Source organism: Cohnella sp. WQ 127256 (genome assembly GCF_024519285.1).
Taxonomy (GTDB): Bacteria; Bacillota; Bacilli; order Paenibacillales; family Paenibacillaceae; genus Cohnella.
Genome location: NZ_JAMZCY010000005.1, coordinates 334,949 through 360,811, shown reverse-complemented (window position 1 = coordinate 360,811; position 25,863 = coordinate 334,949). Strand labels below are relative to the sequence as shown.

The 25,863-nt window shown below is 45.1% G+C and carries 24 protein-coding genes; 2 read left to right on the top strand and 22 right to left on the bottom strand.

All coding sequences use genetic code 11. From position 1 onward, the window contains the following. Nucleotides 1-33 precede the first annotated feature (33 nt). The 17 genes from M1K58_RS16665 to M1K58_RS16585 all read right to left on the bottom strand — a co-directional run bounded on the left by M1K58_RS16665 (nucleotide 34) and on the right by M1K58_RS16585 (nucleotide 18,714). On the bottom strand, nucleotides 34-2,325 hold the full coding sequence (locus tag M1K58_RS16665) for a GGDEF domain-containing protein (RefSeq protein ID WP_256759978.1): 2,292 nt from the start codon (nucleotides 2,323-2,325) through the stop codon (nucleotides 34-36). Between the two features lie 350 nt (nucleotides 2,326-2,675). Continuing rightward, nucleotides 2,676-3,338 carry a DNA-binding response regulator gene (locus M1K58_RS16660; protein ID WP_256759977.1) on the bottom strand — a complete coding sequence of 221 codons (663 nt, stop codon included), beginning with the start codon at nucleotides 3,336-3,338 and terminating at the stop codon, nucleotides 2,676-2,678. Nucleotides 3,339-3,594: 256 nt separating this feature from the next. Next, nucleotides 3,595-4,254: a phosphate signaling complex protein PhoU gene (phoU, locus tag M1K58_RS16655; RefSeq protein WP_256760325.1), complete on the bottom strand. Its 660-nt coding sequence runs from the start codon at nucleotides 4,252-4,254 to the stop codon at nucleotides 3,595-3,597. 24 nt (nucleotides 4,255-4,278) lie between these two features. Further along, nucleotides 4,279-5,034 (bottom strand): phosphate ABC transporter ATP-binding protein PstB, encoded by a 756-nt coding sequence (pstB, locus tag M1K58_RS16650; RefSeq protein WP_256759976.1) that lies wholly within the window; start codon nucleotides 5,032-5,034, stop codon nucleotides 4,279-4,281. A gap of 35 nt (nucleotides 5,035-5,069) precedes the next feature. Then, a complete protein-coding gene (gene pstB / locus M1K58_RS16645) occupies nucleotides 5,070-5,813 on the bottom strand; it encodes a phosphate ABC transporter ATP-binding protein PstB (protein WP_256760324.1) in 744 nt (247 codons plus the stop codon). 27 nt (nucleotides 5,814-5,840) lie between these two features. Beyond that, nucleotides 5,841-6,728 carry a phosphate ABC transporter permease PstA gene (gene pstA / locus M1K58_RS16640; RefSeq protein ID WP_256759975.1) on the bottom strand — a complete coding sequence of 296 codons (888 nt, stop codon included), beginning with the start codon at nucleotides 6,726-6,728 and terminating at the stop codon, nucleotides 5,841-5,843. After that, nucleotides 6,725-7,627 carry a phosphate ABC transporter permease subunit PstC gene (gene pstC / locus M1K58_RS16635; RefSeq protein ID WP_256759974.1) on the bottom strand — a complete coding sequence of 301 codons (903 nt, stop codon included), beginning with the start codon at nucleotides 7,625-7,627 and terminating at the stop codon, nucleotides 6,725-6,727. Before pstC (M1K58_RS16635) ends, pstA (M1K58_RS16640) begins: the two co-directional genes overlap by 4 nt. A gap of 74 nt (nucleotides 7,628-7,701) precedes the next feature. Further along, nucleotides 7,702-8,616, bottom strand: coding sequence for a phosphate ABC transporter substrate-binding protein PstS family protein (locus M1K58_RS16630; RefSeq protein WP_256759973.1), 915 nt, complete (start codon nucleotides 8,614-8,616; stop codon nucleotides 7,702-7,704). 208 nt (nucleotides 8,617-8,824) lie between these two features. Next, complete coding sequence (gene pstA, locus M1K58_RS16625; RefSeq protein WP_372339178.1) at nucleotides 8,825-9,721, bottom strand: phosphate ABC transporter permease PstA; 897 nt, start codon at nucleotides 9,719-9,721, stop codon at nucleotides 8,825-8,827. Beyond that, complete coding sequence (pstC, locus tag M1K58_RS16620; RefSeq protein WP_372339177.1) at nucleotides 9,718-10,686, bottom strand: phosphate ABC transporter permease subunit PstC; 969 nt, start codon at nucleotides 10,684-10,686, stop codon at nucleotides 9,718-9,720. The genes pstA (M1K58_RS16625) and pstC (M1K58_RS16620) overlap by 4 nt, the downstream gene beginning before the upstream one ends. 92 nt (nucleotides 10,687-10,778) lie before the next feature. After that, entirely contained in the window at nucleotides 10,779-11,636 is an 858-nt protein-coding gene (locus tag M1K58_RS16615) for a phosphate ABC transporter substrate-binding protein (RefSeq protein ID WP_256759972.1), read from the bottom strand. Nucleotides 11,637-11,659: 23 nt separating this feature from the next. Beyond that, nucleotides 11,660-13,072, bottom strand: a complete 1,413-nt coding sequence (locus M1K58_RS16610) for a stalk domain-containing protein (RefSeq protein ID WP_256759971.1) — start codon at nucleotides 13,070-13,072, stop codon at nucleotides 11,660-11,662. Between the two features lie 105 nt (nucleotides 13,073-13,177). Next, nucleotides 13,178-14,359 carry a methyl-accepting chemotaxis protein gene (locus tag M1K58_RS16605; protein WP_256759970.1) on the bottom strand — a complete coding sequence of 394 codons (1,182 nt, stop codon included), beginning with the start codon at nucleotides 14,357-14,359 and terminating at the stop codon, nucleotides 13,178-13,180. A 183-nt stretch (nucleotides 14,360-14,542) separates the two neighbouring features. Continuing rightward, nucleotides 14,543-14,962 carry a hypothetical protein gene (locus M1K58_RS16600; protein ID WP_256759969.1) on the bottom strand — a complete coding sequence of 140 codons (420 nt, stop codon included), beginning with the start codon at nucleotides 14,960-14,962 and terminating at the stop codon, nucleotides 14,543-14,545. A gap of 433 nt (nucleotides 14,963-15,395) precedes the next feature. Then, on the bottom strand, nucleotides 15,396-16,532 hold the full coding sequence (locus M1K58_RS16595; RefSeq protein ID WP_256760321.1) for a Gfo/Idh/MocA family protein: 1,137 nt from the start codon (nucleotides 16,530-16,532) through the stop codon (nucleotides 15,396-15,398). Nucleotides 16,533-16,555: 23 nt separating this feature from the next. Continuing rightward, complete coding sequence (locus M1K58_RS16590; protein WP_256759968.1) at nucleotides 16,556-17,518, bottom strand: sugar phosphate isomerase/epimerase family protein; 963 nt, start codon at nucleotides 17,516-17,518, stop codon at nucleotides 16,556-16,558. Nucleotides 17,519-17,661: 143 nt separating this feature from the next. Further along, nucleotides 17,662-18,714, bottom strand: coding sequence for a Gfo/Idh/MocA family protein (locus M1K58_RS16585; protein ID WP_372339182.1), 1,053 nt, complete (start codon nucleotides 18,712-18,714; stop codon nucleotides 17,662-17,664). Between the two features lie 180 nt (nucleotides 18,715-18,894). On the opposite strand from M1K58_RS16585, the gene M1K58_RS16580 reads away from it, so the two are divergent. Continuing rightward, nucleotides 18,895-19,767, top strand: a complete 873-nt coding sequence (locus tag M1K58_RS16580) for an AraC family transcriptional regulator (protein WP_256759966.1) — start codon at nucleotides 18,895-18,897, stop codon at nucleotides 19,765-19,767. Here the strand turns inward: M1K58_RS16580 and M1K58_RS16575 are convergent. Continuing rightward, on the bottom strand, nucleotides 19,709-20,392 hold the full coding sequence (locus M1K58_RS16575; protein WP_256759965.1) for a hypothetical protein: 684 nt from the start codon (nucleotides 20,390-20,392) through the stop codon (nucleotides 19,709-19,711). The genes M1K58_RS16580 and M1K58_RS16575 overlap by 59 nt on opposite strands. A gap of 149 nt (nucleotides 20,393-20,541) precedes the next feature. On the opposite strand from M1K58_RS16575, the gene M1K58_RS16570 reads away from it, so the two are divergent. After that, complete coding sequence (locus M1K58_RS16570) at nucleotides 20,542-21,240, top strand: DNA-binding response regulator (protein ID WP_256759964.1); 699 nt, start codon at nucleotides 20,542-20,544, stop codon at nucleotides 21,238-21,240. On the opposite strand, the gene M1K58_RS16565 is transcribed toward M1K58_RS16570, so the two are convergent. From M1K58_RS16565 to M1K58_RS16550, 4 genes are all read right to left on the bottom strand, one after another. Continuing rightward, nucleotides 21,207-21,482 carry a hypothetical protein gene (locus tag M1K58_RS16565; RefSeq protein WP_256759963.1) on the bottom strand — a complete coding sequence of 92 codons (276 nt, stop codon included), beginning with the start codon at nucleotides 21,480-21,482 and terminating at the stop codon, nucleotides 21,207-21,209. The two genes, M1K58_RS16570 and M1K58_RS16565, sit on opposite strands and share 34 nt — an antisense overlap. Nucleotides 21,483-21,569: 87 nt before the next feature. Beyond that, nucleotides 21,570-22,298, bottom strand: coding sequence for a response regulator transcription factor (locus M1K58_RS16560; RefSeq protein WP_256759962.1), 729 nt, complete (start codon nucleotides 22,296-22,298; stop codon nucleotides 21,570-21,572). A gap of 125 nt (nucleotides 22,299-22,423) precedes the next feature. Next, complete coding sequence (gene pnpS / locus M1K58_RS16555; RefSeq protein ID WP_256759961.1) at nucleotides 22,424-24,223, bottom strand: two-component system histidine kinase PnpS; 1,800 nt, start codon at nucleotides 24,221-24,223, stop codon at nucleotides 22,424-22,426. Between the two features lie 24 nt (nucleotides 24,224-24,247). Beyond that, nucleotides 24,248-25,792 (bottom strand): fumarate hydratase, encoded by a 1,545-nt coding sequence (locus M1K58_RS16550; RefSeq protein WP_306220486.1) that lies wholly within the window; start codon nucleotides 25,790-25,792, stop codon nucleotides 24,248-24,250. Nucleotides 25,793-25,863 lie beyond the last annotated feature (71 nt).

Here is a 25,863-nt window from a genome sequence, read left to right as displayed (position 1 = left end):
TTAGGAAGTAGTTAACCCCACCATAGAGGCGTGTCATGGATTGTTATCGGAGATGGTTTCCCAGACAAGCGAGTTGCCATTCACCTGCTTGGCCTGCTTCTTGAGCAGAGCTGCTCTTTCCGATAAGGTTTCCGGTGTCCACCCCACACTTGAATGACAAAGCAGTACGGATAAGGAAATAGACAGCCCTGCAGCTTCCAGGGGTTGACCGGATCGATCAAGTACAGGCCCCCTATGTTTCCCTCTGTAGGCTGTGATCCCTTCCTCGAACCGCTTAATAATCTCTTGAGCCATCACTATAGGGTCGTCATCAAAGGAAATGACGATAAAATCATCACCGCCAATATGACCTACGAAATTTTCCACATTCGACTGCGCTCCAACGGTTTCTAGCAGGATCTCCCCCGTGAAGCGGATCACATCGTCTCCCCTATGAAATCCAAACTGATCGTTATACCACTTGAAATGGTCCAAATCCGCATAAATCACCGCGAAGGATCTCCCCTCCGTAAGCCTCCGGTTGAGCTCACGGCGGATAGGCTCGTTACCTGGTAATCCGGACAACGGATTGGCCCACTGTGCATCGGTCATGCGGGTTTGCGTTATCCATTCCAGCATCGAACGAATAAACGTAATCCCTGCCACAAGTCCATTCCGGGTAATAATGACCGCATCGTATAGCTTATCTGGCTCACGTGCAATGGCCATATGTGAAGCTTGATCTATCGTAATGGACTCCTCTAGAACCATAGGGTGAGTGTCCATGATTTTGCCTACAGGTCGATTCCAATACAGAGGTAATCCGAATTGGCCGGAAAGCAATTGATGGAGCTTCTCTTTCATCACTAGGCCAATTGGCTTCCCATTGTCCTCGATAACTGTACCTTGTGCTTCCCGATGCAGTTCGAAGTATCGAGATACTTCTGAGACCGGGGTATCTCTGTCAAATTGCTTCACCGAAACAATTAATTCTGCCAATGTTCCGGACGCACCCTTATAACGTTTATTCACTTGGGTTCGAATTACGTTTTGAACATGTGGAGCTAACGGAGCCGAATCCTCATTCGCGTTGCCTATCCACTCGCCTTGCGCATAATTTATTCCGCATGCTACTAGCGCTGGAAGAGCCTCTTCACTGTTCAAGCTGTTTGCGATCAATACGATTTGCTCTTTACGAGTGAGGTTGATTAAAGCTTGTAGCAGGCTCTCTTCAACGGGATCGATTCCTTCCTTGCTCACCCAATCCACATTCATTTGGGCATAATCTGGATGCATGTCTACCATTCGACGTAACGATGGAAGATTTGGAGTAATACCCGAAAGCGCAATATGGAAGCCTTGATTACGATAATGGCCAAGTGCTGCTTTAATTGTTGTTCTCTCTTCTTCCTCGCCGCCTACCATCACAAGTACAACATGCTCCGGTCTCAGGTTTGCCGCTTCTATTCTCCGTAACGTGCTACCCGGATACAATCTAGGGTCGAAAATGATTTTGGCGGGAACAGGTAAAAACAGCTTCACGTCCCCATTACGCGATGGAAAACCACGAATAGCTGCTTCACGGAAGCGCCGATCGGACTCAAATAGTTTCCCTGCTTGATCTGCATTATCATAAAAAGTTTTTAGATTAATACGTTTTCCATTATGGGAATCTACGGGAATAGCTTCATAACCGTACAGTGAGCCGTCCTGCAAGGAGACAATCGGTAAATACCGTACATTGAAATCATTTTCCACGGGAATCGTTGGAAAATCTGATAATGGCAATCGAATAGTCGGATTACTAACCATGAACATATGCTGCCAAGCCTTTTCGTAAGCACTAAGGAGCGCATTTTCCATAGGTATAGTAGCTGGCGATTGCATGCTCCCTTGCATCGGACGATTATCGGAATGATCCGTAATCCATCCAAACCCAGTACGAATGCTGCTCCCAAACTCTAAGCTTGTCGAGTGCCGCATATCGGTTAACACCCTTGTCGACAAATCCCGTAGCATAAACAACATTCTTCCCGCTAATATCTCGTCCTCATCATAGCCGTCTCTTGCATCTTGTTTGGCAAAAGACACAAGAATAACAAGGCTCGAACCAGACAATGTCCAACCTCGAACACTATTTGACAGCTTGGCAAATCGTAAAGCAATAGCTTGTAAGGAACGACGGATTCGATGAGGAGCATTAACAACTGCGGGTGTTACCTCCGCGGCTTGATCACCCTCCCACCGAACTATGAATAAACCGCACCGTCGTGGAAAGTCCTCATAGCTCATCCATTTGGCTACAAGATCAGGATTTAGCCACCCGTTGGTCCTCTTCATTATCATTTGCCCATTTGCCCCCAACCGATGAATTCCGGAAGTGTTTGCTTGGAAAAAGATATTCCATTTCTATCACAGTAACACGGTTACATATTCTCTAATGGTTACTTTTGTTAGTGGAATGTAAAATAGCGTTGGGTGTTAAAATGGGACATCCCGTTTACGTATCCGACCTCATCCCCGCGAGAATTAAGCCATCCTCCCACTAGTCAAAAGTAAATAAGATGATGTCATAACGCTATTCCTCCAGTTTCCTCCCCAAAACACGATTCGTGAACCGATAGCGTTATGGCGTAGCGCTATTCGGGTGCAAACGTGTCACTATCCACCCAATAGAGTGATGCCACAACACTATTTTATATCCAGGTAGGAACTTTCGGTCCAAGAGAGAATTTTCGAATACGAATGCTTCCAGATTCAGCAGCAAGGAACTGCATCCCGACTAATTCATGCAGTAATTTACGGGCATGCTGCCCTTGTATCCCCAACTGAACACATACGTCCAATGGAGTGAATGGTCTCTGTAGTCGAATTGCTAATCGCATGATCTCCCTCTGCTTCAGAGTTAAGGGCTGTGTGTCCTGAAGTATGCCGCCATACAACTTCCCTAAGATCTGTAGTATGAATTGCCTACATTGAAGAGGTCGTTCCTTAATGGCATCCAGCGTGAAACGGTATACCCTCCATTCGTCATGAACAAGTTGATTTTGCCGATCCCTATCATAATCGAAGCCACGACGAGTGATATTCTTAGCATGTGAGCTGAAATCATCTACTTCCCAATTAATAAGGTACGGTGCCCTGATGTAGGCGAAGTCAAGGTAATAAGAGCTATTACGAGTGTTAGGAATTTCATACTCAGCTTGAAGACAATCTAAATTCCCTACTGCCGGCCACCCTATTTCTTGAATGAATAGCTTCCCATTGTGCCCGTGGTCTTCGTTTAATTTTCGGAGCGACTCACCTTGCCGTAACTTTCTTTGCTTGTGCATCCACATCTCATATTTATCCTCGAACATATCCTCATCCTCTCTCCTCCACTGCGACTGAAAACAAAAAAAACCGCGATCTCCCCTTTCAGGGAAAACGCGGTGTGCTTCACTCGCCAATTACATATTTACTTACGTATAAAATACAGCAGGCAGGATGATTTGTCACGAAAATTCAATTCCCCACGCTATCGTACACTATTCCAATCTCACTTTTAACACTCGTTATATCCTCCGAGAGCTCTACCACACAATACTCTCTTCTGACACTGCCATTAAGATTTACTTACTGATTCAAATCCGGACGCTTGCCCGTCATCAAGTAAACAACGCTTTCTGCGATGTTAGTTGCGTGATCCGCAATCCGTTCAATATAACGACCTACGAAGCTAAGGAGCATGGCTTGGCCGACCGTCTTCGGATTCTCCACCATAATTGAAAATAGCTCACGAAGAATTTGAGAATAAAGGGCATCCACCTGATCATCGTCTTTGGCACTCTTATAAGCGAGATCAACATTTTCGTCCACATAAGATTGCAACGACTCTTGAATCATGAGCGCAACAAGCTCAGCCATCCTCGGCAAATCGAGCAGAGGCTTGATCAATGGCTGTCCATCCAAACGGATCACGACTTTGGCAATATCCACGGACAAGTCGCCCATGCGTTCCAAGTCGGAAGAGATTTTGAAAGCAATAAGAATGCGACGCAAATCTTTCGCAACGGGCTGCTGCGTGGCGATCAGCTTAGCACCGATTTCACTTATTTTGTATTCCATCTCGTTCAGCTCAGTATCCGACTTTACAATCTTCTTACTCGTTTCTACATCGCCGTTCTTCAATGCATTCATAGACTCCACAAGTGCTTTTTCTACCCTATTACCCATTTCTACAAGCAGATCTGTCATCTCTTCTAAGCCATGATCGAACTCTAGCCGTTTAACCATCATTCTATTCATCCTCCCCCGGAATCAACCGAACCGTCCACTAATGTAATCTTCTGTACGCTGGTCAGTCGGATTGGAGAACAACTGCTCCGTCTCCGAATATTCTACGACTTCTCCGTTAAGGAAGAAGACGGTTTGTTGAGATACCCGAGCGGCTTGATGCATATTGTGCGTGACCATAACAATCGTGTAACGATCTTTAAGCTCTTGTGCCAGCTCTTCAATTTTCAATGTAGAAATCGGATCAAGTGCAGATGTCGCCTCGTCCATAAGTAAAATATCAGGCTCAACGGCTAAGGCGCGAGCAATACACAAGCGTTGCTGCTGTCCACCCGAAATACTGAATGCGGAACGCTTCAGGTGATCCTTCACTTCATTCCACAAGGCCGCAGAGCGGAGACTTGTTTCTACGATTTCATCCAGCTTCTTGCGATCGGAAATTCCATGTAAGCGAGGGCCATAAGCAATGTTATCATAGATCGATTTGGGAAACGGGTTGGGCTGCTGGAAAACCATTCCTACACGTTTACGCAAGGTTTCAACATCAACTTCGTTAGAATAAATATCCGTTCCGGCTATCGCTACAGTTCCTTCAATACGTGTGCCAGGGATCATATCATTCATCCGGTTAAACGTTCTTAACAATGTAGACTTTCCGCATCCTGAAGGACCAATGAACGCCGTTATCGCCTTCTGTGGAATTTCCATACTCACATGCTTTAACGCGTGAAATTCTCCATAAAATAAGTCCAAATCATTGATCTCGATAATGGAGTTCATGGCCATATCTCCCTCTTCTAATGAATGTCTTGTTATTATCCGAACCGCCCTGTGATGTAATCGTTCGTCGCCGGTTTTTGCGGGTTGGTAAAAATGTTATGGGTTAAGTCATGCTCAACAACTTCTCCGTTAAGGAAAAATGCTGTCTTATCGGAGACGCGAGCGGCTTGATGCATGTTATGAGTTACGATGACGATACAATAATCTTGCTTCAGCTCTGCGATCAGTTCCTCAATCTTAGAGGTGGAGACGGGATCTAATGCCGAAGCGGGCTCATCCATAAGGATAAGTTCTGGCTTAACAGCAATCGACCTGGCAATGCATAAGCGTTGCTGCTGTCCGCCGGAGAGCGCTAGTGCCGAGTTATGGAGTCGATCTTTGGTCTCTTCCCATAGCGCAGCCTTCTTTAAGGACTCCTCGACGATCTCATCTAGCTTCTTCTTATTTTTTACTCCATGATAACGCGGGCCAAACGCAATATTCTCATATATCGATTTATGAAAAGGATTCGGGCGTTGCCAGACCATACCGATTTTCTGACGCAGTGATACAACGTCTGTCGACGGACTGTTCACATCCTGATCCCGGATCCAGATTTCTCCCGTAACTACACAGTTAGGTATGAGATCGTTCATTCGATTCAGACTCCGTAGGAAAGTAGATTTCCCACAACCAGAAGGACCAATTAAGGCTGTTACCTGCTTAGCAGCAAAATCGAGTGAAACCTTCCTAACGGCTGGGCTATCGCCGTACGAAACACTCAGGTCTTTAGCAGACATTGCGATAGGTTGCACGTGATATTCCCCCTATTTGATTGCAGTAAATTTACGATGCATATAACGACCAAGCCATCTCGCCGCAAAATTAAATAGCAACACGGTAATGACGAGAACTGCTGATGCTCCTGCAGCAATTTGTGCTGCGTCCGGCGCCAACCCTTCCGAGTTGATTTTCCAAATATGAACGGCTAACGTTTCCGCTGGGCGGAACGGATTTAATGGTGAGAAGGGGCTGAATGGATTCCAATCCGTAAAATCAAGCCGCGGAGAGCTCATCCCAGCTGTGAATAAGAGCGCAGCTGCTTCGCCGAAAACCCGTCCTGCAGCAAGAATCGTACCTGTAAGTATGACCGGTAGAGCGATCGGCAGCATGACTGATGTAATTGTTTTCCACTTGGAAAGTCCTAATGCAAGGCTTGCTTCCTTCTGTTCCCGAGGAACACCCTTGAGGGCTTGCTCCGTAATTCGAACCATCAAAGGAAGGTTAAATACAGTAAGCGCTAGAGCACCTGAGAATAACGAGAAGCCAAGTCCAAACATATTAACGAGGATAAGAAGTCCGAATAAACCCACAATAATGGAAGGAACGGATGATAACACCTCAACGATTAATCGAATGGAATTCGTTATCCGATTCGGTGGAGCATACTCGCTCATGTAAATCCCAGCGCCTAAGCCAATCGGGATCGTAATGATCATGGTCAAGACAAGTAGGAAGATCGAGTTAAATAACTGCGGCCCGATTCCCCCACCCTTGCGGATAGTCTCCGGAGCAGAAGTAAGAAAATCGAAGCTGATATGTCCTAATCCCCTGAAGAGAATGTAACCAAGCAAACCTGCTAATATTAAGACAATAAAGGCTGCGACAGCGACGATGATCGAGGTTGCCAATTTATCCGCCGTTTTTGCTTTCATATTTTCGATCTCCCTTCCAGCCAACGTACAATGAAGACAAAGACGAACGTCATCAGCATGAGAATAAGAGCTAGAGACCATAGTGCATTATTGGCCACCGTTCCCGTAGCCGTGTTCCCCATGTTCAACGTAATCGCACTTGTCAAGGTTGAAGCCGATTCGAACAGGGACCGTGGAATATGAGGTGCATTACCGATAACCATTTGCACGGCTAATGCTTCACCGAATGCACGTGCAATACCGAGTACAATACCTGTCATTAGTGCAGGCAGTGTAGTAGGTAGGACAATTCGATATATGGTCTGCCAACGAGTTGCACCTAACGCATAAGATCCTTCTTTCAGACCTTTAGGTAGTGCGGCTAACGCGTCGGTAGCTATTGTCGTAATCGTAGGGAGAATCATAATCGATAGAACGAGGGCTCCGGCTGCGATACCGACTCCTTGACCGGGAAATACATCTCGGAAAAAGGGAACAATAACACTTAAGCCCACAAACCCATACACAACAGAAGGAATACCTGCCAGCAATTCAATGACTGGCTGTAAAAATTTGCGTCCGAATTTGGGAGCAATTTCGATCATAAATACTGCTGCACAAAAACTAAGCGGAGCTGCAATCAGCGCAGCTAGTAAAGAAGTACTAAATGAACCAAATATGAAAGGCAACGCCCCATAAAGTGCTGGCTCTCCGTCAGGAGACCATTTCAACCCTGTTAATAGATCGGCCACGTTAACGTGATTTACGAAAAAGGTACTGAGCCCTTTAGAAGCAACAAAATAGACAAGGGAAACGATAGTAATAATGAGGAACAAAATACAGATAAGGGTATATATCTTACCTACCCATTCCTCGACCAGATGCGGCTTTGCTTTTTGGCGTTCTAGCGACTGTGCCATAACTCTCTCCCTTTACACAGTCAATCAAGAGGCAAGGTTTCTGCCTCTCGATTGGCGTAGGATATGGAACCTAATTATTTTGTAATATTGCCGTTAACGTCACGCTTAACTTCCATTTTACTAGCTGGGATGTATCCAAGCTCAACAACGTCTCCATTTTGAACTTCATCGCTCAACATGAACTCAAGGAATGCTTTAGATACTTCGTTAGGCTCACCTTTTGTATACATGTGCTCATATGCCCATACTGGATAGGTTCCGTTAGCAACATTATCTACGCTTGCATCTACACCTTCGTATTTCACAGTTTTGACGGAATCGTCTAGGTAAGACAGTGCCAAGTAGCCAATCGCTCCTGGTGTTTCGCCAACAAGCTTCCTAACCGTACCGGATGAATCCTCTTGAATCGCACCTGGCAAATCTACCGATTTTTCACCTAGTGCATATTTTTCGAAAGTTGCACGAGTACCGGAGCTGGATGGACGGTTAATGATTTGAATTTTTTGATCGCCGCCACCAAAGTCTTTCCAGTTCGTAACTTTGCCTGTGAAAATATCAACTAATTGTTGTTTTGTAAGATTATCAATTGTGACATCTGGGTTAACAACTGCTGCCATTCCAACAACCGCTACCTGGTGATCAACAAGTGCAGCTGCTTTATCTGCATCCAGCTTCTCTTCCGCGAATACATCGGAGTTGCCGATATCTGATTGTCCTTCAGATACTTGAGTTAAGCCTGTTCCGCTTCCGCCAGCTTGTACTTGAATGGAAACACCTTTGTTACTATCCATGAATTTCTTAGAAGCCTGTTCAACAAGTGGTAGCAATGCGGATGAGCCAGATGCCAGAATTGAACCTTTCAATTCAGCTGCTGCGCCTCCACTTGGTGCACCGCTTGAAGCATTATTCCCATCATTATTTTTTTGACCGCACGCGGCCAGAGCAAACGCGAGTACCAACACCATCGTAGTTAATAACATCTTCTTCATTTTTGTAGATCCCCTTCCAAGCCTCGTTTTTTTTTGCTTACAGTTCATATTGTAGAAGGTTGATGTTAAACCAATGTTCTACTTTTGTTAACGCAGTGTAAAATATCAAGCTATCTGTTAATTTTCATAACAGAAAACAGAAAAATACCACAACGAGGATAGCTCGCTGCAGCATTCTTTCTTCATTTTGTTTCACAAGAGGATGTGATTAACGACTTTTACGTTCCTTGATCCACAGAGGAATGCGGAACAGAATATTAAACATCAGAATAATAAATACGAGAACAGCGGCCGACTTATCCGATATCGATACCGCATCCGGCACTATAGCTTCTGATTGTACGTACCACAGATGTACGGCTAGGGTTTCACCTGGCGATAGCAGATTGAAATCCCACATTTCACCGGAGGTTGTAACACCGGCGGTAAGAATAATAACAGCACTTTCCCCGAATGCACGTCCCGCTACCAAACAAATTCCTGTTACAATTCCACTTACAGCAGTAGGAATTAACGCACGGCGAATCGTCTGCAGATGAGTCGCTCCTAACGCGAATGAAGCCTGCTTCATATCTTGAGGAACAGCCCGGATGGCTTCTTCCGTCACACGAGTCATAACGGGCAGATTAAGGAAGGCTAAGCTTACAGCTCCCCCAATAATCGTAAGACCGACCTGGAACATTTCGACGAACAAGGCGATTCCGAACAAACCGAAAATAATCGATGGCACGGATGCTAAGCCTTCTACACAAATTCTTACGAAGCTGATCACTTTATTTTCCGGTGCAAATTCAGCCAAATAGATCCCTGCCATCATCCCTAAAGGTACCGCGATCAGAAGAGAGATCAGTAACATATAGAAGGAGTTGAATAATGCGGGTCCGATTCCCCCTCCTTCTTCCATCTCGCTCGGCAATCCCATAATGAAATCCCAGGTGAGGCTAGGCAATCCTTTTTGCAGGATTAAATAAAGCAACGCACAAATAAATAAAATAATACAAGCCGATATGCCCCATACGAAGAAGGTAAACATCCTATTGTTGAAGTTATTCATTCCTCTATCCGAGGTGAACATTCCTCGGGTTCCAGTAGTAGCCGATTTCATCGATGTGCTCCTTTCTGTTGTAGCAAGCGTACGAGCACGATCATAAGGAGTGAAATCACAAGTAATAGGAAGCCCATCATATAAAGCGCGTTATTCCAAGTTGAATCGAATGGAACGTTCGATATTTGCATAACGATGTTACTCGTTAATACCGATGTCGGTTTGAATAGGGCATCTGCTAATTGCGGTGTATTCCCAATAACCATAACAACGGCCATCGTCTCACCTATCGCACGAGCCATGCCTAGGATAACTCCATACATAATTCCACTACGGGCTGCTGGTATCGTTACCTTGAATATGGTCTGGAATCTGGTCGCCCCAAGCGCATAGGAAGCATCCCTATATTTTCTCGGGACTACGCTAATCGCATCATCACTGATTCGGCTTATCGTCGGGAGTACCATTATCGTCAGAACGATAGCTGCTGCTAATATTCCGTCTCCCATATTCGTACCCGTAATATTCCTAAGTAATGGAATCAAGATCGTTAATCCAAGGAATCCGTATACGACCGAAGGAATTCCGACAAGCAGGTCAAGTACAGGACGTAGTAGGTTTCTCATCCACTTCGGAGCGACTTCAGCCATAAACACTGCGATAATAATGGATAGCGGTACAGAGATTAATAGAGTCAGAAGGGTAAGAGCAAACGTGCCAAAGATAAACACGAAAGCGCCGTAGCTCTCATTCTCAGGTGACCAATCCGTGGAAAAGAAGAAGGTCGCCATCGGAACATCCCTGAATGTTAATACCCCCGTACGGAACATAAAGAAGAGGATGCTAAACAATACAAGGCAGACAAATGAAGCACTGGCGATACATGCGATTTTGAAAGAACGGTTGTAAAACAAAAGTCTGTTTTTACGATCAAGCATTCTTCCCGAGCCGGCTTTGATACTGCCTCCGAGCTCACTTTCCTCTGTACCCATTTTCAGACTTTGAACTGAAGTTTCCAGTTGCATAAGGGTATTATTCCTCCCATGAAGAAACCAGCTTCGCGTGGTATTCGCTATGCTGGTTTCTTCCCCATGTTTTGTTATTGGAGTCCGTTTGCTTACTTAATTGCAGAAATCGGGATGAATTTCAGCTTTTTCAATGAACCATTTTGAAACTTACTGCTTTGGATATACTCGATGAACGCTTTAACCGCACCATCCGGCTCGCCTTTAGTCATGTAGTATCCATAGCCCCATACTTTATAAGTTCCGTTAATCACATTCGCTTCTGTTGGTGCGATGTTGTTGATTTTTACAGCTTTCATCTTGCTCGTTACATAGACCAGATCCATATATCCGATCGCATTCGGTGTTGTTTCAACAGCTGTTTTCATGTCACCGCTTGATTTTACTTCTTTGTAATTGTCGCCTTTGCTAATGAAGTCCGTGCCTTGTAAAGCCTTCATTTGAAAGTTAACACGAGTACCCGAGCCAAATGCACGGTTGACAACGATAATATCCGCATCCTCGCCGCCAACATCTTTCCAGTTCTTCACTTTACCGGAGAAAATGTCTTGCAGTTGCTTTGTAGTTAAGTTGTCGGCAGTTACATTCTTGTTTACGACAGCCGCGAAAGGAATAACCGCTACTTTGTGTGCCACTTGACCATCGAATTTTTTGAAGCCTGGTACATCCTGGGAAGCGTCCCAATCTACTGCGCCGATGTCCGCAATCCCTTTACGTACAGATTGAGGACCCGTAATGGAACCAGCAGCTGAGGCTGAAATTTTTACCTTCGGGTTCAGCTTCTTAAATTCATTGGCTGCTTGTAGCGTTAATGGAAGAAGTGCGGATGATCCGTTTACGACAATTTTACCCTTTAGAGAGCTTGCAGCACTTGCCGTGGATCCTGTAATGGAAGTTGCAACTAGTGCGATCGCCATAGCTGCCACTGATAATGTTTTGAATAATTTCATACTTATTTCTCCTCTCAAATCTCTTATAGGGATGTTGGCTTCCAATGACCGTTAATATCTAGGAATACGCGACCGTTGTTAATAACAGCGAAAGGTGCGCCTTCTTTAACCACAATTTCAGTTACACTATCGGATAATGTGTACAGTTGTACAGCAGCTCCTGTTGCTGGATCAAGGGAGTAGACGAAGTTATTCGTCCCGCTACCTTCCGTTAACAAATACCATTTTCCGCCGGAAAGAGTAGCTTGATAAACGTCCTTCTCTTTGAACAACGTTTTGACAACAGCGTCTTTACCCACAGTGTTAAGAATGGATTTAGCGTCATCATCATTGCTAATGCTCACGTATGAAACACTCGATGTATCCGGGGAAGCATGAATGAACACTTTATCATCCGCAGTTGACGTCAGCTTAACAGCCTTATTGTCCTTAACGGAAGGATCAACTGTGAATAGGTAGATTTGTGGCTCCGTACCCTTCATGTCTATTGCAACATCGTCGCTTTCTACCGGCTTCGAGCTATCTGCAACAACTGCTCCTGGCTTCGTAACCGTATAAGTGAACGACTTCCCGTCCGTAGATACTTCAAGATTTGCTTTGTAATCCACTTTATCGTCAACGATTTTTGTAATCCCTTTAGTTCTCGGATCCAGCTTAGCGATTACGCTACCTTTATCTCCTTGTAGGAAATAAATGCTAGAGCTATCTGCCGACCAGACTAATTCTGTTTTGATGCTGTTATCTTCGCTTACTTGAGCTGCATTATAAGCACCGAAGCTAATGACATAGATTTCTCCGCTAGCGCTAGTGTAAGCTGCTTTTTCTCCATTTGGAGCAACAACCAACTCTGATGCGCCTTCCGAAATCCGAAGCTGCTTATATTTACCCGTTTGAGCATCGACTAGAAAGTCTGCACGGCCTGATTCATTTTCTTGAGACGCTATGAATCTAGTCGCATCTACCCATTGGATTTGATCTACATTAGCAAGTAAGTTCGCATCAATCCAAGTTGTGCCAGACGCATCCTTAGCAAAATGTGCACCTAATGCCTCGACGCTTGCTTTTAATTCCACATATGTAGTGCCTGCAACACTCTTAACTGGAACCGTCAATTGTTGCTCAGCTCCGTCAACGTTGATCACATTACTGTTTAGCTTAAGTTCAACCGTGTGACTGTTCAACTTCAATTGAATCGTATCCTTAGTCACTTGAAAACTTGCACCCAGGCTAACTCCTAAGTCCCGAACAGATACAATCGTTTTGTTTTTTTCAAAAAATGTTTTGAGGTTAACCGATATTCCATTGACGATGTAAGTCGAATCTGAAACCTGTACAGCGCTCGCTTTCGTTACGGTTGCTGCGGATGCCGCACCCACGGCAGAAACTCCAACTGCTAACGCTAACACAGAAACAATAGACGCTTTTTTTAGCAACATCGATTATGATCACCCTTCTAATTGTGGTAAATTCTTCTTCCTAAACTGAGTATATTATTCTTTTGTAAAGCAGCTGTTCTAGATTTATTATCAAAATGTTAAATATTAGCCCATTTGATTGACGAGCTTATGAAACTCCTTCCGGACCTCATCCGATATATCCTTGGCTTCGCGGGAAGCGTCCATGAGTCTCGACGTTGCATCATGATTAAGTTCAGATGAACTCCATAGCTGTGCAAAAGTATCCTCTGTCTTCTTCACTTGGGAGAATCCCTTGTCCGCTCCCTTCTTGCCTTCTCCTACAAGGTTAACTGCGCCATTCACCGCTTCTGCCATCGATTTGATCAAGCTGGAGATTTGAGTCGTTGATCGCTTCGTTTGATCCGCAAGGATACGAATTTCATTGGCAACGACACCGAAGCCTTTCCCTTGCTCTCCTGCTCTAGCGGCTTCAATCGTCGCGTTCACGGCTAACAGATTACATTGTTCCGCCAGATCAGAAATTAACCGACTAATTCCATCTACTGCTGTAGTACGTTCCTTTAACTGAAGAACGGCTTCCTCTTGCTTAGATGCATTAGAAGACCAAAGCGTAAATAGACGCAGCATATCTCCCAGTTCATCTCTGCCTTGATCCGTAATTTCAGCAATTCGTTCGCTGCAAGATTGCGTTTCTTTCGTTGCATCCGTCACATTCGCAATCGATTCATGCATATTCGTAATCATGTTCTCCGTATCTCGAATGGTGCGTATTTGACGGTTCACAGCTTCACGTTGCAGTAACCGGGACACATTTAATAGGTCATTCATAGTGAGAACACCCACGAACTTTCCGTTATCCGTTAGAAGAACAGCATCGTAGAAAGTTTCTTCTGCACGAGATAAAGCACGGTCAATGAGCTCCTGCGGGTCAATCGTGATTTCCGCGCATAAGGGCTGCGAATCCATCAAATTTGAAGCAGGCTTGTGTCCGAATAAGGATGCCCCATACAAGGAGCCCACTAATCTAAAAAACCGACTTTTCATAATTAACCCTAATGGACGATGTTGTTCATCGCATACGACAATACATTCGAGCTCGTTTTTTTCGCGAAATCGTTTTAATAGCTCATCACTTTGCTGATTCGGAGTAATGACCGGACAGCTCTTCATCCAATCTTTGACGACTATAGGTTGGAAGATATCCGTTATTAAATGACCTACATGACGTGAAAACGGGGATTCCGTCTTCTTGACTTCCTGAGGAAGATCAATGCCGGGCCTACTTAGAACAGGAACGCTTACCATAGGAGCACCTCGTTCTATATAAAATAGGAAATATATTACTCTATTGAAAATACCAAATTTATGTTATCTATTTGTTCGACATTTATTAATGCAATGTAAACTTTGAAGATGTTTACCGCGACAACAACAAACCTCTTTCCAAAAATCAGAAAGAGGTTCGATATTCCGCATTTGTTGCTCTAGTCACATACAATTTTCTTTTACGGTGACTTTACTATTATGTATGGTTACTTTAGAATTTCCCGACAAATATTCTGTGTAGCCGCATACTGTTTTCTGTGTGGTGCTTCCTCTTGAATCCGTATATTCCATATAAATTGCACCCTCACCACTTAAACTTAAATTCGGCTTGATTTTCTTCTTATTACCGCTCTTTATTTTCTCTAGGCGAGTATCTTTGGAGGTCCCATTAATAATCCCCGTCTCCACTGAAACAATATCATAATCGGATTCATTAGAAATCGTTACAGTAAAGCTTTGAAATTGACTGAGGTTAAATATACTTATTGTATTCTTTACTACATTTACACCTACAAGCACGATTATGCTTAGGGCTATTGCGGCGACTAGCACGATAATTGCTGGACGTCTTTTTATTTTCACAATTATGCCTTCTCTCTAATGGATGATCAGCTAGCAAATAATTGGGTTAGATCCACATAAGAAAACCCACCGCTCATCAGCCAGTTATCCCCTATTAACTTCGGTGATTTAAAGCTATACGGTAAAATACGACTCTCCCAACTGCTATACCATAACTATCGTTATACGATAATTTGAATCCATATTCATACCGATTTGTCTTTCGTCGCAATGAATACAATAACAACAATGAGCATGAGTGCTCCACCTATGATAAGTACTCTTTGCTTCGCCACATCCTGTCCTCATTTCTGAAATATGGATTACAATTAAGACGAAAATGCTGCAAACAAAGTTGCTTAAGGCTCCGAATCGAAAAAAGGGTGTTGTATCAGAAAGTCTACGTAGACCTTCAAATACAGCACCCTTGAGATATTACTTTTTTGTTACTAAGCTAAACTTCGTCAACATTTACCCAAGCGCCCCGTTCGATTGACAAGTCAACCGCTTCAAGCACCTCTTGGCATTTCACACCGTCGAGGAACGTTGGCGTGAAGGGAGAGTCAGTCGTCATATGCTGAATAAATTCATAAATAATGTGAACGAAAGCATGCTCGTAGCCGATAATATGACCCGTTGGCCACCAGTTTCCGGCATACTTGTGTGTCGGCTCCGTAGCAAGGATACGACGGAAGCCCGCCAAATTAGGCTCGTCCTCGCGGAAGTATACTTCTAGCTCGTTAAGCTTCTCTAGATCCCAGCGAATCGAGCCTTTACTGCCGTGGATTTCGAAAGTGTTATGGTTTTTGCGACCAGCAGCGAATCGGGAAGCGATGAACATCCCCATTGCCCCATTCTTGAAATCCGCAAGGAAGCCCGTTGCATCATCAACTGAAACCTCCCCCTTCTCCGTCGCTGATCCGGAGCCTGACAGTCCCGACGAATGTGTGGCCAATGGACGCTCCTTAACGAACGTGCGGTTATGTCCAACTACACGATCAAATTCCCCGATTAAGAACCGTGCAAGGTCAATACTGTGTGCATTGATATCACCATGTGCGCCCGAGCCTGCAACTTCTTTCTTCAGTCGCCAAGCAAGCGGCGTATTCGGATCAACTAACCAATCCTGTAAGTAAGTGGCACGATAATGATGAATTTCACCTAATCGGCCTTCATCAATAATTTGTTTGGCTAATTGTACTGCGGGTAAGAAGCGGTAGTTAAAACAGACCGCATGCTTAACTCCTGCTTTCTCGGCAGCAGCCAGCATTTCTCGACCGTCAGCCAAACTCAGTGCTAACGGCTTTTCACAGAAAACATGTTTTCCTGCAGCGATAGCGGCGAGAGCAATCTCTTTATGAGCATCACTTGGGGCATTGATATCTACGAAATCGATATCTTCGCGTGCGATCATTTTCCGCCAGTCGGTTTCATATGATTCCCAACCAAACTTATCCGCCGCTTCCTTGACGCCATTCTCGTCACGACCACATATTGCCTTCATAACGACATCCGCATCCAGATCGAAAAACATGCCTACATCTTTATATGCATGGCTGTGAGCTTTACCCATAAACTTGTACCCAACCATACCAACATTTACCTTTTTATTACTTAAGCCCACCACATTTCACCCGCGCTCTCCTTCAATATGAGGGAGTTGAGGAAGTTAGCAGCTTTAGTAAAACCTTCATTAACGCTCATTAAGCCATCCTCATGCTCTATGCTGATCGTTCCATCATAGCCTACAAGACGAAGCGTACTTACAAGATCTTTCCAGAACTCGTCATCATGGCCATAGCCAACCGTACGGAATACCCATGAACGATTTAGAATATCGCCATAATTCTTATTATCGAGAACACCGTTAATAGCCGTATTACGTTTGTCGATCTTCGTATCCTTCGCATGAACATGATAAATGGTCTTACCAAGTGCTTTAACGCACTCGATCGGATCCATACCTTGCCAGAACAAGTGGGACGGATCGAAGTTCACTCCGATATTGTCTCCAGCTTCTTCGCGAAGGCGCAATGCTGTTTCCGTATTGTAGACGAGGAAGCCAGGATGCGCTTCAATCGCAACTCTAACGTTATGCTTTCGAAGGAATGCAGATTGTTCCTTCCAATAAGGAATCGCGATTTCATTCCATTGCCATTCTAGCACGGTAATGAAATCAGGTGGCCATGGGCAGGTTACCCAGGATGGGTACTTGGAGTTTGGAGACTCTCCAGGGCAGCCTGAGAAAGTGATAACAGTATCTACACCAAGCTTCTCCGCCAATTGTACAGTAGCCACGAAGTCATCATGATCTGACTTAGCTACTGCAGCATCTGGGTGAAGCGGATTACCGTGACAGCTTAGTGCACTAATGGATAAACCACGAGAATCAACTGCATCGCGAATACGACGGATTGCAGCATCGTCGTTCACTATTTCCTTCGCATTGACATGCGCTGTTCCAGGAAAAGCACCTGTTCCTATTTCTACGGACTGCAGCCCTGCCGCTTTTGCGGTATCCAATGCCTCTTCGAATGATTGCTGGCTAAACAATACGATAAATACTCCTGATTTCACTTGTTATCCACCAAACCTTTCCATGGGATCATATGATTACTGGACACACGTGACATGTACACGCGTTCATTAAAGTTCCTTATCTATTTTACATGAAAACGTATCCATTTACTAACTCCAAATATACGAACAATTTACTACAATTATACGAAGCTTATGGCTTGCCCTTTGTTTGCAGATTCGTATATCGCTTCTAGGATTTCTTGAACAACTAAAGCTTGCTTGGCTGTAACGACAGGCTCCCGATCATGCAAGATCGCTTCAATCCAAGCGCGAGCTTCCTGCTCTGCTGCATCATCCGTAGGTGGACTTCCGCCAAAATCACCAGACATTTGGATTTCCTGTGTATATAGGCGACCATGCTCTTCGCCATTCATACGCAAGCCCCTCTTCATATCTGCGCCTGCTTTCGTCCCGCATAAAGATACTTTAGCCTCATCTACATCCAGCGTGTTAAGTGCCCAGCTGGACTCTAACCACACCGTTGCCCCACTCTTCATTGTAATCATGGCAAATGCAGAGTCCTCGACGGTGAAATTGGATGGATCCCATGGTCCCCACAAATTCGCTTGGCTTCCTTGCTCCGCAAGTTTGCGGTATGACGTTCCAAGAACCGTTCTCGGCTCGTAGTTATCCATCATCCAAAGAGCTAAATCCAACGCATGAGTACCGATGTCGATCAGTGGACCTCCGCCTTGCTTCTCCAAATCAAGAAACACACCCCATGTCGGAACTGCACGACGACGAACCGCATGAGCTTTGGCGATATAGATTTCACCCAAATCACCTGCACGACAAGCTTGATGAAGCCAGCGACTATCCGCACGGAATCGGTTCTGATAAGCAATACTCAGCTTTTTCCCCGTTCTTTCGGATGCTTCAAGCATACGTCGGGCATCGTCTGCCGTCTTGGCCATTGGTTTTTCACAGAGTACATGTTTACCTGCTTCGAGCGCAGCAATAGAGATTTCGGCATGAGTATCATTAGGCGTACAAACATGAACGACATGAACATCCTGGTCACGCAATAGATCATATACATCGTGGTAAACCCTAGCATCATGAGTGCCGAATTTATTTTTGGCGTCATGTGCTCGGTCTGGTGCTACATCGAAGAAAGCTACCACTTGCGCTTCTTGGATTTTGGCGAGTGCTGGTAAATGTTTACCCATTGCAATCCCGCCACATCCGATCATTCCTACATTAACATTTGCCAAAATGCTTGTCCTCCTTGCAGGTTTTCAGTATTCATTCTACAATTAAGTTTATCATACTTTGTCAGAATTCCCATTCGCTCAGGTGCAAGGATAGTATGCGATTTTGTCATTCATTTGAGAAATTATTAACATAGGTTCTTAGCTAAGGGGGGTCCACCCATGCAAGCAGTCAGAGAAATGATTGAGTACGAGAATCCGCTGCTGTCTCTGAAAATCTGGCAGACGACGCGAGGTGGCTCAGGTAGTAATATTGGTTGGCACTATCACCCCGAGTGCGAATTGCTACTTGTTCAGAGCGGACAGCTAAATGTAGATCTTAGCGATGAGACTTACTCGATGCAAGCTGGAGATATCGTTATTCTTGGCAACTCGCAGCTACATCGTGATCATAACCCAGGCGGCCTATTAAACTATATCGTTCTACAATTTGATCTCAAAACTTACTTCGATCAAAGCACTATTCCTTATCTGCAATATTTTAATGAAACTAAAGTACCTCTCAGCGCTATGAACTATATTTTTCGTGAGAACATGGAAGCCCGTGATGCGGCTTCAGAATGCATTCGTGAAATTCATCAAGAAGCTATTAATAAGGAAAGCGGTTACGAGCTAGCAGTTAATATGCTGATTAAGAAGCTGCTGCTCATTCTTATTCGTAACGACAACCGCGGTTTGTTAGCCGACCAAGATCGAGTAGAACGAATTCGACTTAAGCCAGTATTAGACTTTGTCGAGTCTCATATTGAAGATCGGATTACGGTAGAGGATGCATGCGGGCTTGCCAACATGAGCTACTACTACTTCGTAAAATTTTTCAAAAAAATTATGGGTCTTTCCTTTACAGAATATGTTAATTTTCGCAAAATCAAACGAGCGGAGCAGCTCCTACTCACCCGTGACATGAGCGTCACCGAAATCGGCGACCAGATCGGTATGGCGAACATGGCCCACTTCTACAAAATGTTCAAACGCTTCAATGGCTGCTCGCCAAAAGAATTCCAACGCAAGATGCTTGCCTGGGGACGCAATTAAGGAGAGGGAAGCCAACTCCCCCTCTCTCTGACGCGGTAGCAGCTACGCGCGAAGGCGGAGGCACTTTTTTAGCCTCCGCTCCCAACAAACTCAACTTCCTCTCCGCCAAGGCACTTTTTTGGCCTTCGCTCCCAACAAACTCAACTTCCCGCTCCTCCAAGGCACTTTTTTGGCCTTCGCTCCCAACAAACTTAACTTCCCGCTCCGCCAAGGCACTTTTTTGGCCTTCGCTCCCAACAAACTCAACTTCCCGCTCCGCCAAGGCACTTTTTTGGCCTTCGCTTCCGCACAAACCAACTTCCCGCTCCGCCAAGGCACTTTTTTGGCCTTCGCTCCCGCCAAACCCAACTTCCCGCTCCGCCAAGGCACTTTTTTGGCCTTCGCTCCCGCCAAACCCAACTTCCCGCTCCGACAAGGCACTTTTTTGGCCTTCGCTCCCAACAAACTCAACTTCCCGCTCCGCCAAGGCACTTTTTTGGCCTTCGCTCCCGCCAAACTCAACTTCCCGCTCCGCCAAGGCACTTTTTTGGCCTTCGCTCCCAACAAACTCAACTTCTCGCTCCGCCAAGGCACTTTTTTGGCCTTCACCAAGCACAATAAATCTGTAATACTGGTTTTTTTTCAATTTTTTTCTTGTAATTCTCGAAAAACTATGCTAATTTCTCCATATAAACAAATTAATCATCGGTCGTGAAGCACACGCCGCTCTCTCTGGAAGCAATTCCGGATTGGGCGGCTTTTGTATTTTATCCTATTGATAAGGTGGAACAGTTAATGAATGCATATGAATCAGTTAGAGGTAATGAGGGTTTCGAAACGTCATATACAGCATGGATGGACAATCAGAGGAAATCGAGTAAAGGTGAACGTAAGAGAAGATTAACGGAAGTATCCAATCATGCTGAGAAAATGTTTATTTCAAATGTGTGGTGGCCATCCTTTGGTCATTTCACAAGTTTGCATGCTGAATTTGAAGTCAAAGATTTCAAAGATGGATGGAGATACCTCGATTTTGCCTTTATTACCGAGGGCTATAGAATCTGTATTGAAATCGATAGCTATGGAACACATTGGCGTGATGTAAACCGCTCACAGTTCGCAGATCACCTCATGCGTCAAAATCATCTTGTCATTGATGGTTGGATCGTTCTACGGTTTTCATTTGATGATATTATGGAAAAGCCGCGTCGCTGCCAACAAATCATACAACAACTTCTCGGGAAATTAAGCGGGTCTCAACCTATACAGAGCATCCAAACATCTTCAATCGAGAAAACAATCTATAGATTGGGCTGCATGATAGAACAACCTTTAACCCCTTCACTCACTTCTACTACTTTAGGAATACATAGGAAAACCGCTGCAAAGCACCTCCGTTCCCTAGTACTCAAAGGATTAATGACGCCTCTTCAAACTGGCACATCAAGAATTGTAAGATATCAAGTAAACCAATCGGACTTCTTCATCGAATAGGTTCCGTCAGTTCGCTGAGCACGCTGGATTCGACAGTTCACCGGGTTCGTCCGCCAGTACGCTGGGTCTGCTGGGTCTGCTGGGCCTGCTGGGTCTGCTGGATCTGCTGGGTCTGCTGGGTCTGCTGGGTCTGCTGGGTCTGCTGGGTCTGCTGGGTCTGCTGGGTACGCTGGGTACGCTGGGTACGCTGGGTACGCTGGGTACGCTGGGTACGCTGGGTTTGCCGAGCTCGCCGGGGTCACTGGGTTCGCCAGTTCACTGCCCTCGCAATATATCACTACACAAACAACAGCTCACCCAACAATTTGCTGGGTGAGCTGTTATAAGTCCTATCGGCTAGGTGAGCTTGTCTTACGGTTAATGAATAACTTGTAGCCGACTCCGCGAATCGAGTCGATTTGTACCGTTTGTTGGTTAAGCTCAAGCTTCTTACGAAGTGAGCTAACATGTACATCTACCGTACGTTGGCCCCCAATATAATCGAAGCCCCATACGACGTTCATCAGATCATCCCGAGTGATCACAATCCCCGGTCTTTCCGCTAAATAGAGTAGCACCTCAAACTCCTTAGGGCGTAACGTGATCCATTGCCCGTTGGAAAACACCTCATATTTGTCAGGGAAAATCTGAAGATCACCGATTGTAATGACTTTATCTCCAGCTGAAGCTTTAGAAGGCATACTCTCTTCATTGCGCGACCGCCTGAGAACAGCAGATGTTCGGGCAAGCAATTCTGCCACCCCGAAAGGCTTTGTAATATAATCGTCTGCACCGAGCTTAAGCCCCTGCACCACTTCTTCCTCTGCATTTCTCGCAGTCAGAATTATGACAGGCGTTTTGACTCCATTTTGACGCAGCTTTTGCAGTACTTCAAATCCATTCATACCAGGCAGCATCAAATCCAGAAAAATAATGGCGTAATGATCATGGATCGCCTTATGAAGTCCTTCCGCACCGTTCCCCACAACTTCCGTCTCATACCCCTCTTGTGAGAGATTATATGTTACGAGACGAGCAAGTGTCGGTTCATCTTCGATAATCAGTACTTTGTCCGACATGACATGAGTTCCTCCGGTCTAGCAGACAGTCCTGCCTATTTGGCTCTTCTTGTTAGTTTTATCATACCACTGTAAACGCAACATCATGTAATTGTTAACGCAGCGTAAAATCGTCAATTCACACCTTACGGCTGCAGCAGCGGTAACTCCAAAATAAACTGCGAACCTACGCCTACCGTGCTTTCTACTCTGATTGTCCCATGATGCAGCTCGGTCAAATGTTTAACAATAGACAATCCTAAACCTGTACCGCCTGAACTACGTGAACGAGCCTTATCCACTCGATAGAACCGCTCGAACACCCGTGGAATATCTTTCTTCGGAATACCAATCCCCGTATCGGATACGATAATCCTCACAAGTTCTTCCTCATCATCATCCGCCTCAATGATTTCCGCTCGAACTTTGACCTTACCACCTTCAGGGGTATAATTAATCCCGTTTTGAATGAGATTCATCAATATTTGACCAAGACGATCCTCATCCGCTTCAAGGAATAAACCTTCATCCACCTGAACGTCCAATAAAATTTCTTTTTTGGCTGCTTCAGCAGATAGCAATTCCGTCATCCGCCCCAAGAACATCGGCAAATCAATAGGCGTGAATTGTAGGGGCGAGCGTCTTGATTCAATTTTGGATAACTCTAGAATATCTCCAATCAAACGATTTAACCGATCACTCTCGTCTTGGATAATCGTAAGGAAGGATTTCGCCGTTTCAGGATCATTCATGGCTCCTGCCAACAATGTTTCTGCAAAGCCTTTGACAGCAGCAACCGGCGTCTTGAGCTCATGCGACACGTTGGCGACGAACTCACTCCGCATTCGCTCTAATCGGCGAATAGCAGACACGTCCTGAAGAACAAGCAGTATTCCGAGCTCATCTTCCCCACTCATTGTCATTGGAACAATGTTGATTTCGAGTAGACGCTCTTCTGGATAATAAACCGTTAGCTCTTCATGAACGGATACTGGATTATTTATAGCTTCCCGTATAAGCGCGACGAGCTCGAAATGCTGACGAATTTCCGTATAGCTCCGCCCAACTCGCTCTCGAACAGTACTTCCGAGCAACTGCTCTGCCTCGCGATTGTACAAAGTAATAATTCCATCGTGGGAAATCATAACAACTCCACTTAAGATATTATCCACGACACTTTGTAGCCTTGTCCCATTTTGACGAATTTCATCCAGCTGCTCTTGAAGGCTCCCAGCCATTGCATTAAGTGCGCGTGCAAGCTCGCCCATTTCGTCCCTGCCGCCTTCAGGAACACGAATGGCATAATCCATGTTGGCCATCCTTTTAGCAGCAGACGTCATTCGCTCCAACGGACGAGTAACACTAAGCGCAACGCGATAACTCACAACTCCAGCAACTGCGAACAACAGGAATAACCCGAATATTAAGGCGAGCCACATATTGTTCAAGCTACTCTCAATATCACCTAAACTCATGGCTAATCGAATGATGCCTTGCTTCGCATCATTCGTCTCCGAGTTTACCTTAATCGCCACATACATCATATTTTGCATCAAAGTATCACTATGACGAATACTACTTCCCGTACCTTCAAGAAGTGCTTGCTGTATTTCCTTGCGATCATGATGATTGTCCATCGTCGCTGGATCATGATCGGAGTCTCCCATGACCCGGCCATCTAAATTAATATAGGTCACTCGCATGCCTGCGATTTCATTAAATCGTTTCGCTTGCCTTTGTAAATATGAGCTTTGCTCAGCTTCATCATCCATATGTGGCCAAGGTGCCGCAGCGTTCAAGACATGCAATTCCCGAATCATATGATCACGTAAAGCTTCTTGATGATTTTTCTGATAGGAATTGCCCATCAATAATCCGGCAGCAAGCACGGAAATACCAATCATTATCATGAACAGGCCAGTTAATTTTAAGCGGAATTTAGACATGGATGGATAATGGCTCCTTTAGTTCTATACAAATACAGGATCTTTGAACTGCGCAAGCTTTTCTTTGGAATCCTTATCTACGTCGGCATGCAAGCTGTTACCATGCGAATCCATCGTTACAATCGCCGCAAAGCCTTCAACCTGCAAATGCCACATCGCTTCCGGAATTCCGAACTCCGAGAAGTCCACTCCATTAACGTTCTTGATGCACTCCGCATAGTATTGGGCTGCTCCACCTACTGCATTCAAATAGACGCCGCCATGTTCTTGCAGAGCAGCAAGTGTTTTCGGACCCATGCCACCTTTACCGATAACTGCACGAAGACCGAACTTTTTCATAATGTCACCTTGGTAAGGCTCTTCACGGATGCTTGTTGTTGGTCCTGCTCCTTTAACATGCCAGCCCGCATCATCTTTAAGCATAACTGGTCCGCAATGGTAGATAACCCCGCCATTCAAATCAATCGGAGCATCGTGGTCCATCAAATGCTTATGAAGAGCATCACGTCCGGTATGCATTTCACCATTAAGGATAACGACGTCTCCAACCTTCAATGCACGAACGTCTTCCTCTGACAATGGCATTTGAAGAACAATTTCTTTAGGCTTGGCAACTTCAGCAGCTTCTTCAGATGAATCTACTGCGGCTTCCGCCATTGAAACTGCTGAGCCACCCTCATAAATCCAGCTTTCAATCTCGTGCGTGGAACCATCTAATAACACACCTTGACGACGGTATGCCCAGCAATTGTAAGCAACAGAAACAAAGAAGCTAGCTGGCAAGCGATTATTAACGCCCACTTTACAACCGAGAAGCGTCACATTACCACCGAATCCCATTGTGCCAATGCCAAGCTGATTCGCCTTATCCAAAATATATTCCTCAAGCTGCTGAAGCTCCGGAATGGGATTAACATCTTCAACCTGGCGGAACAGCTGCTGTTTAGCCAGCTCATAACCTGTCGTTCTGTCTCCGCCGATTCCAACACCAATGAAGCCTGCACTACAGCCTTGTCCTTGGGCTTGATATACCGAATGAAGAACGCATTTGCGGATTCCATCGAGATCTCGACCCGCTTTACCTAAGCCTTCAATCTCACATGGCAAGCTATATTGAATGTTTTTATTTTCACATCCACCGCCCTTGAGAATTAAACGAACATCGATTTCATCACGTTCCCACTGCTCAAAGTGAATGACCGGTGTTCCAGGCCCAAGATTGTCGCCCGTGTTGGACCCTGTCAAAGAATCTACTGAATTCGTCCGGAGCTTGCCATCTTTGGTCGCTCTAGCAATTGCATTCTTAATCTCTTGTTTCATAATGATTTGATTAGCACCTACAGGAGTATGTACGACGAAAGTCGGCATACCGGTATCTTGGCAAATGGGGGAAACGTTACTCTCCGCCATCTCGATATTCAAGGCTATAGTGGATAGGGATAGTCCAGCGCGTGTAGCGCGATCTTCCGCCTCACGTGCAGCGGCTATTGTACGGCGTACATCCGCGGGAAGATTAGTAGAGGTTTCTACTATAAGTTTGTACATGCTCTGTTCAAATGCTGATATCATGAATGCTAAATCCCCTCTCTGTTCGTTGTTCCTTATCCATTATATAATATCATATAGGCAAGCGGTGAGAG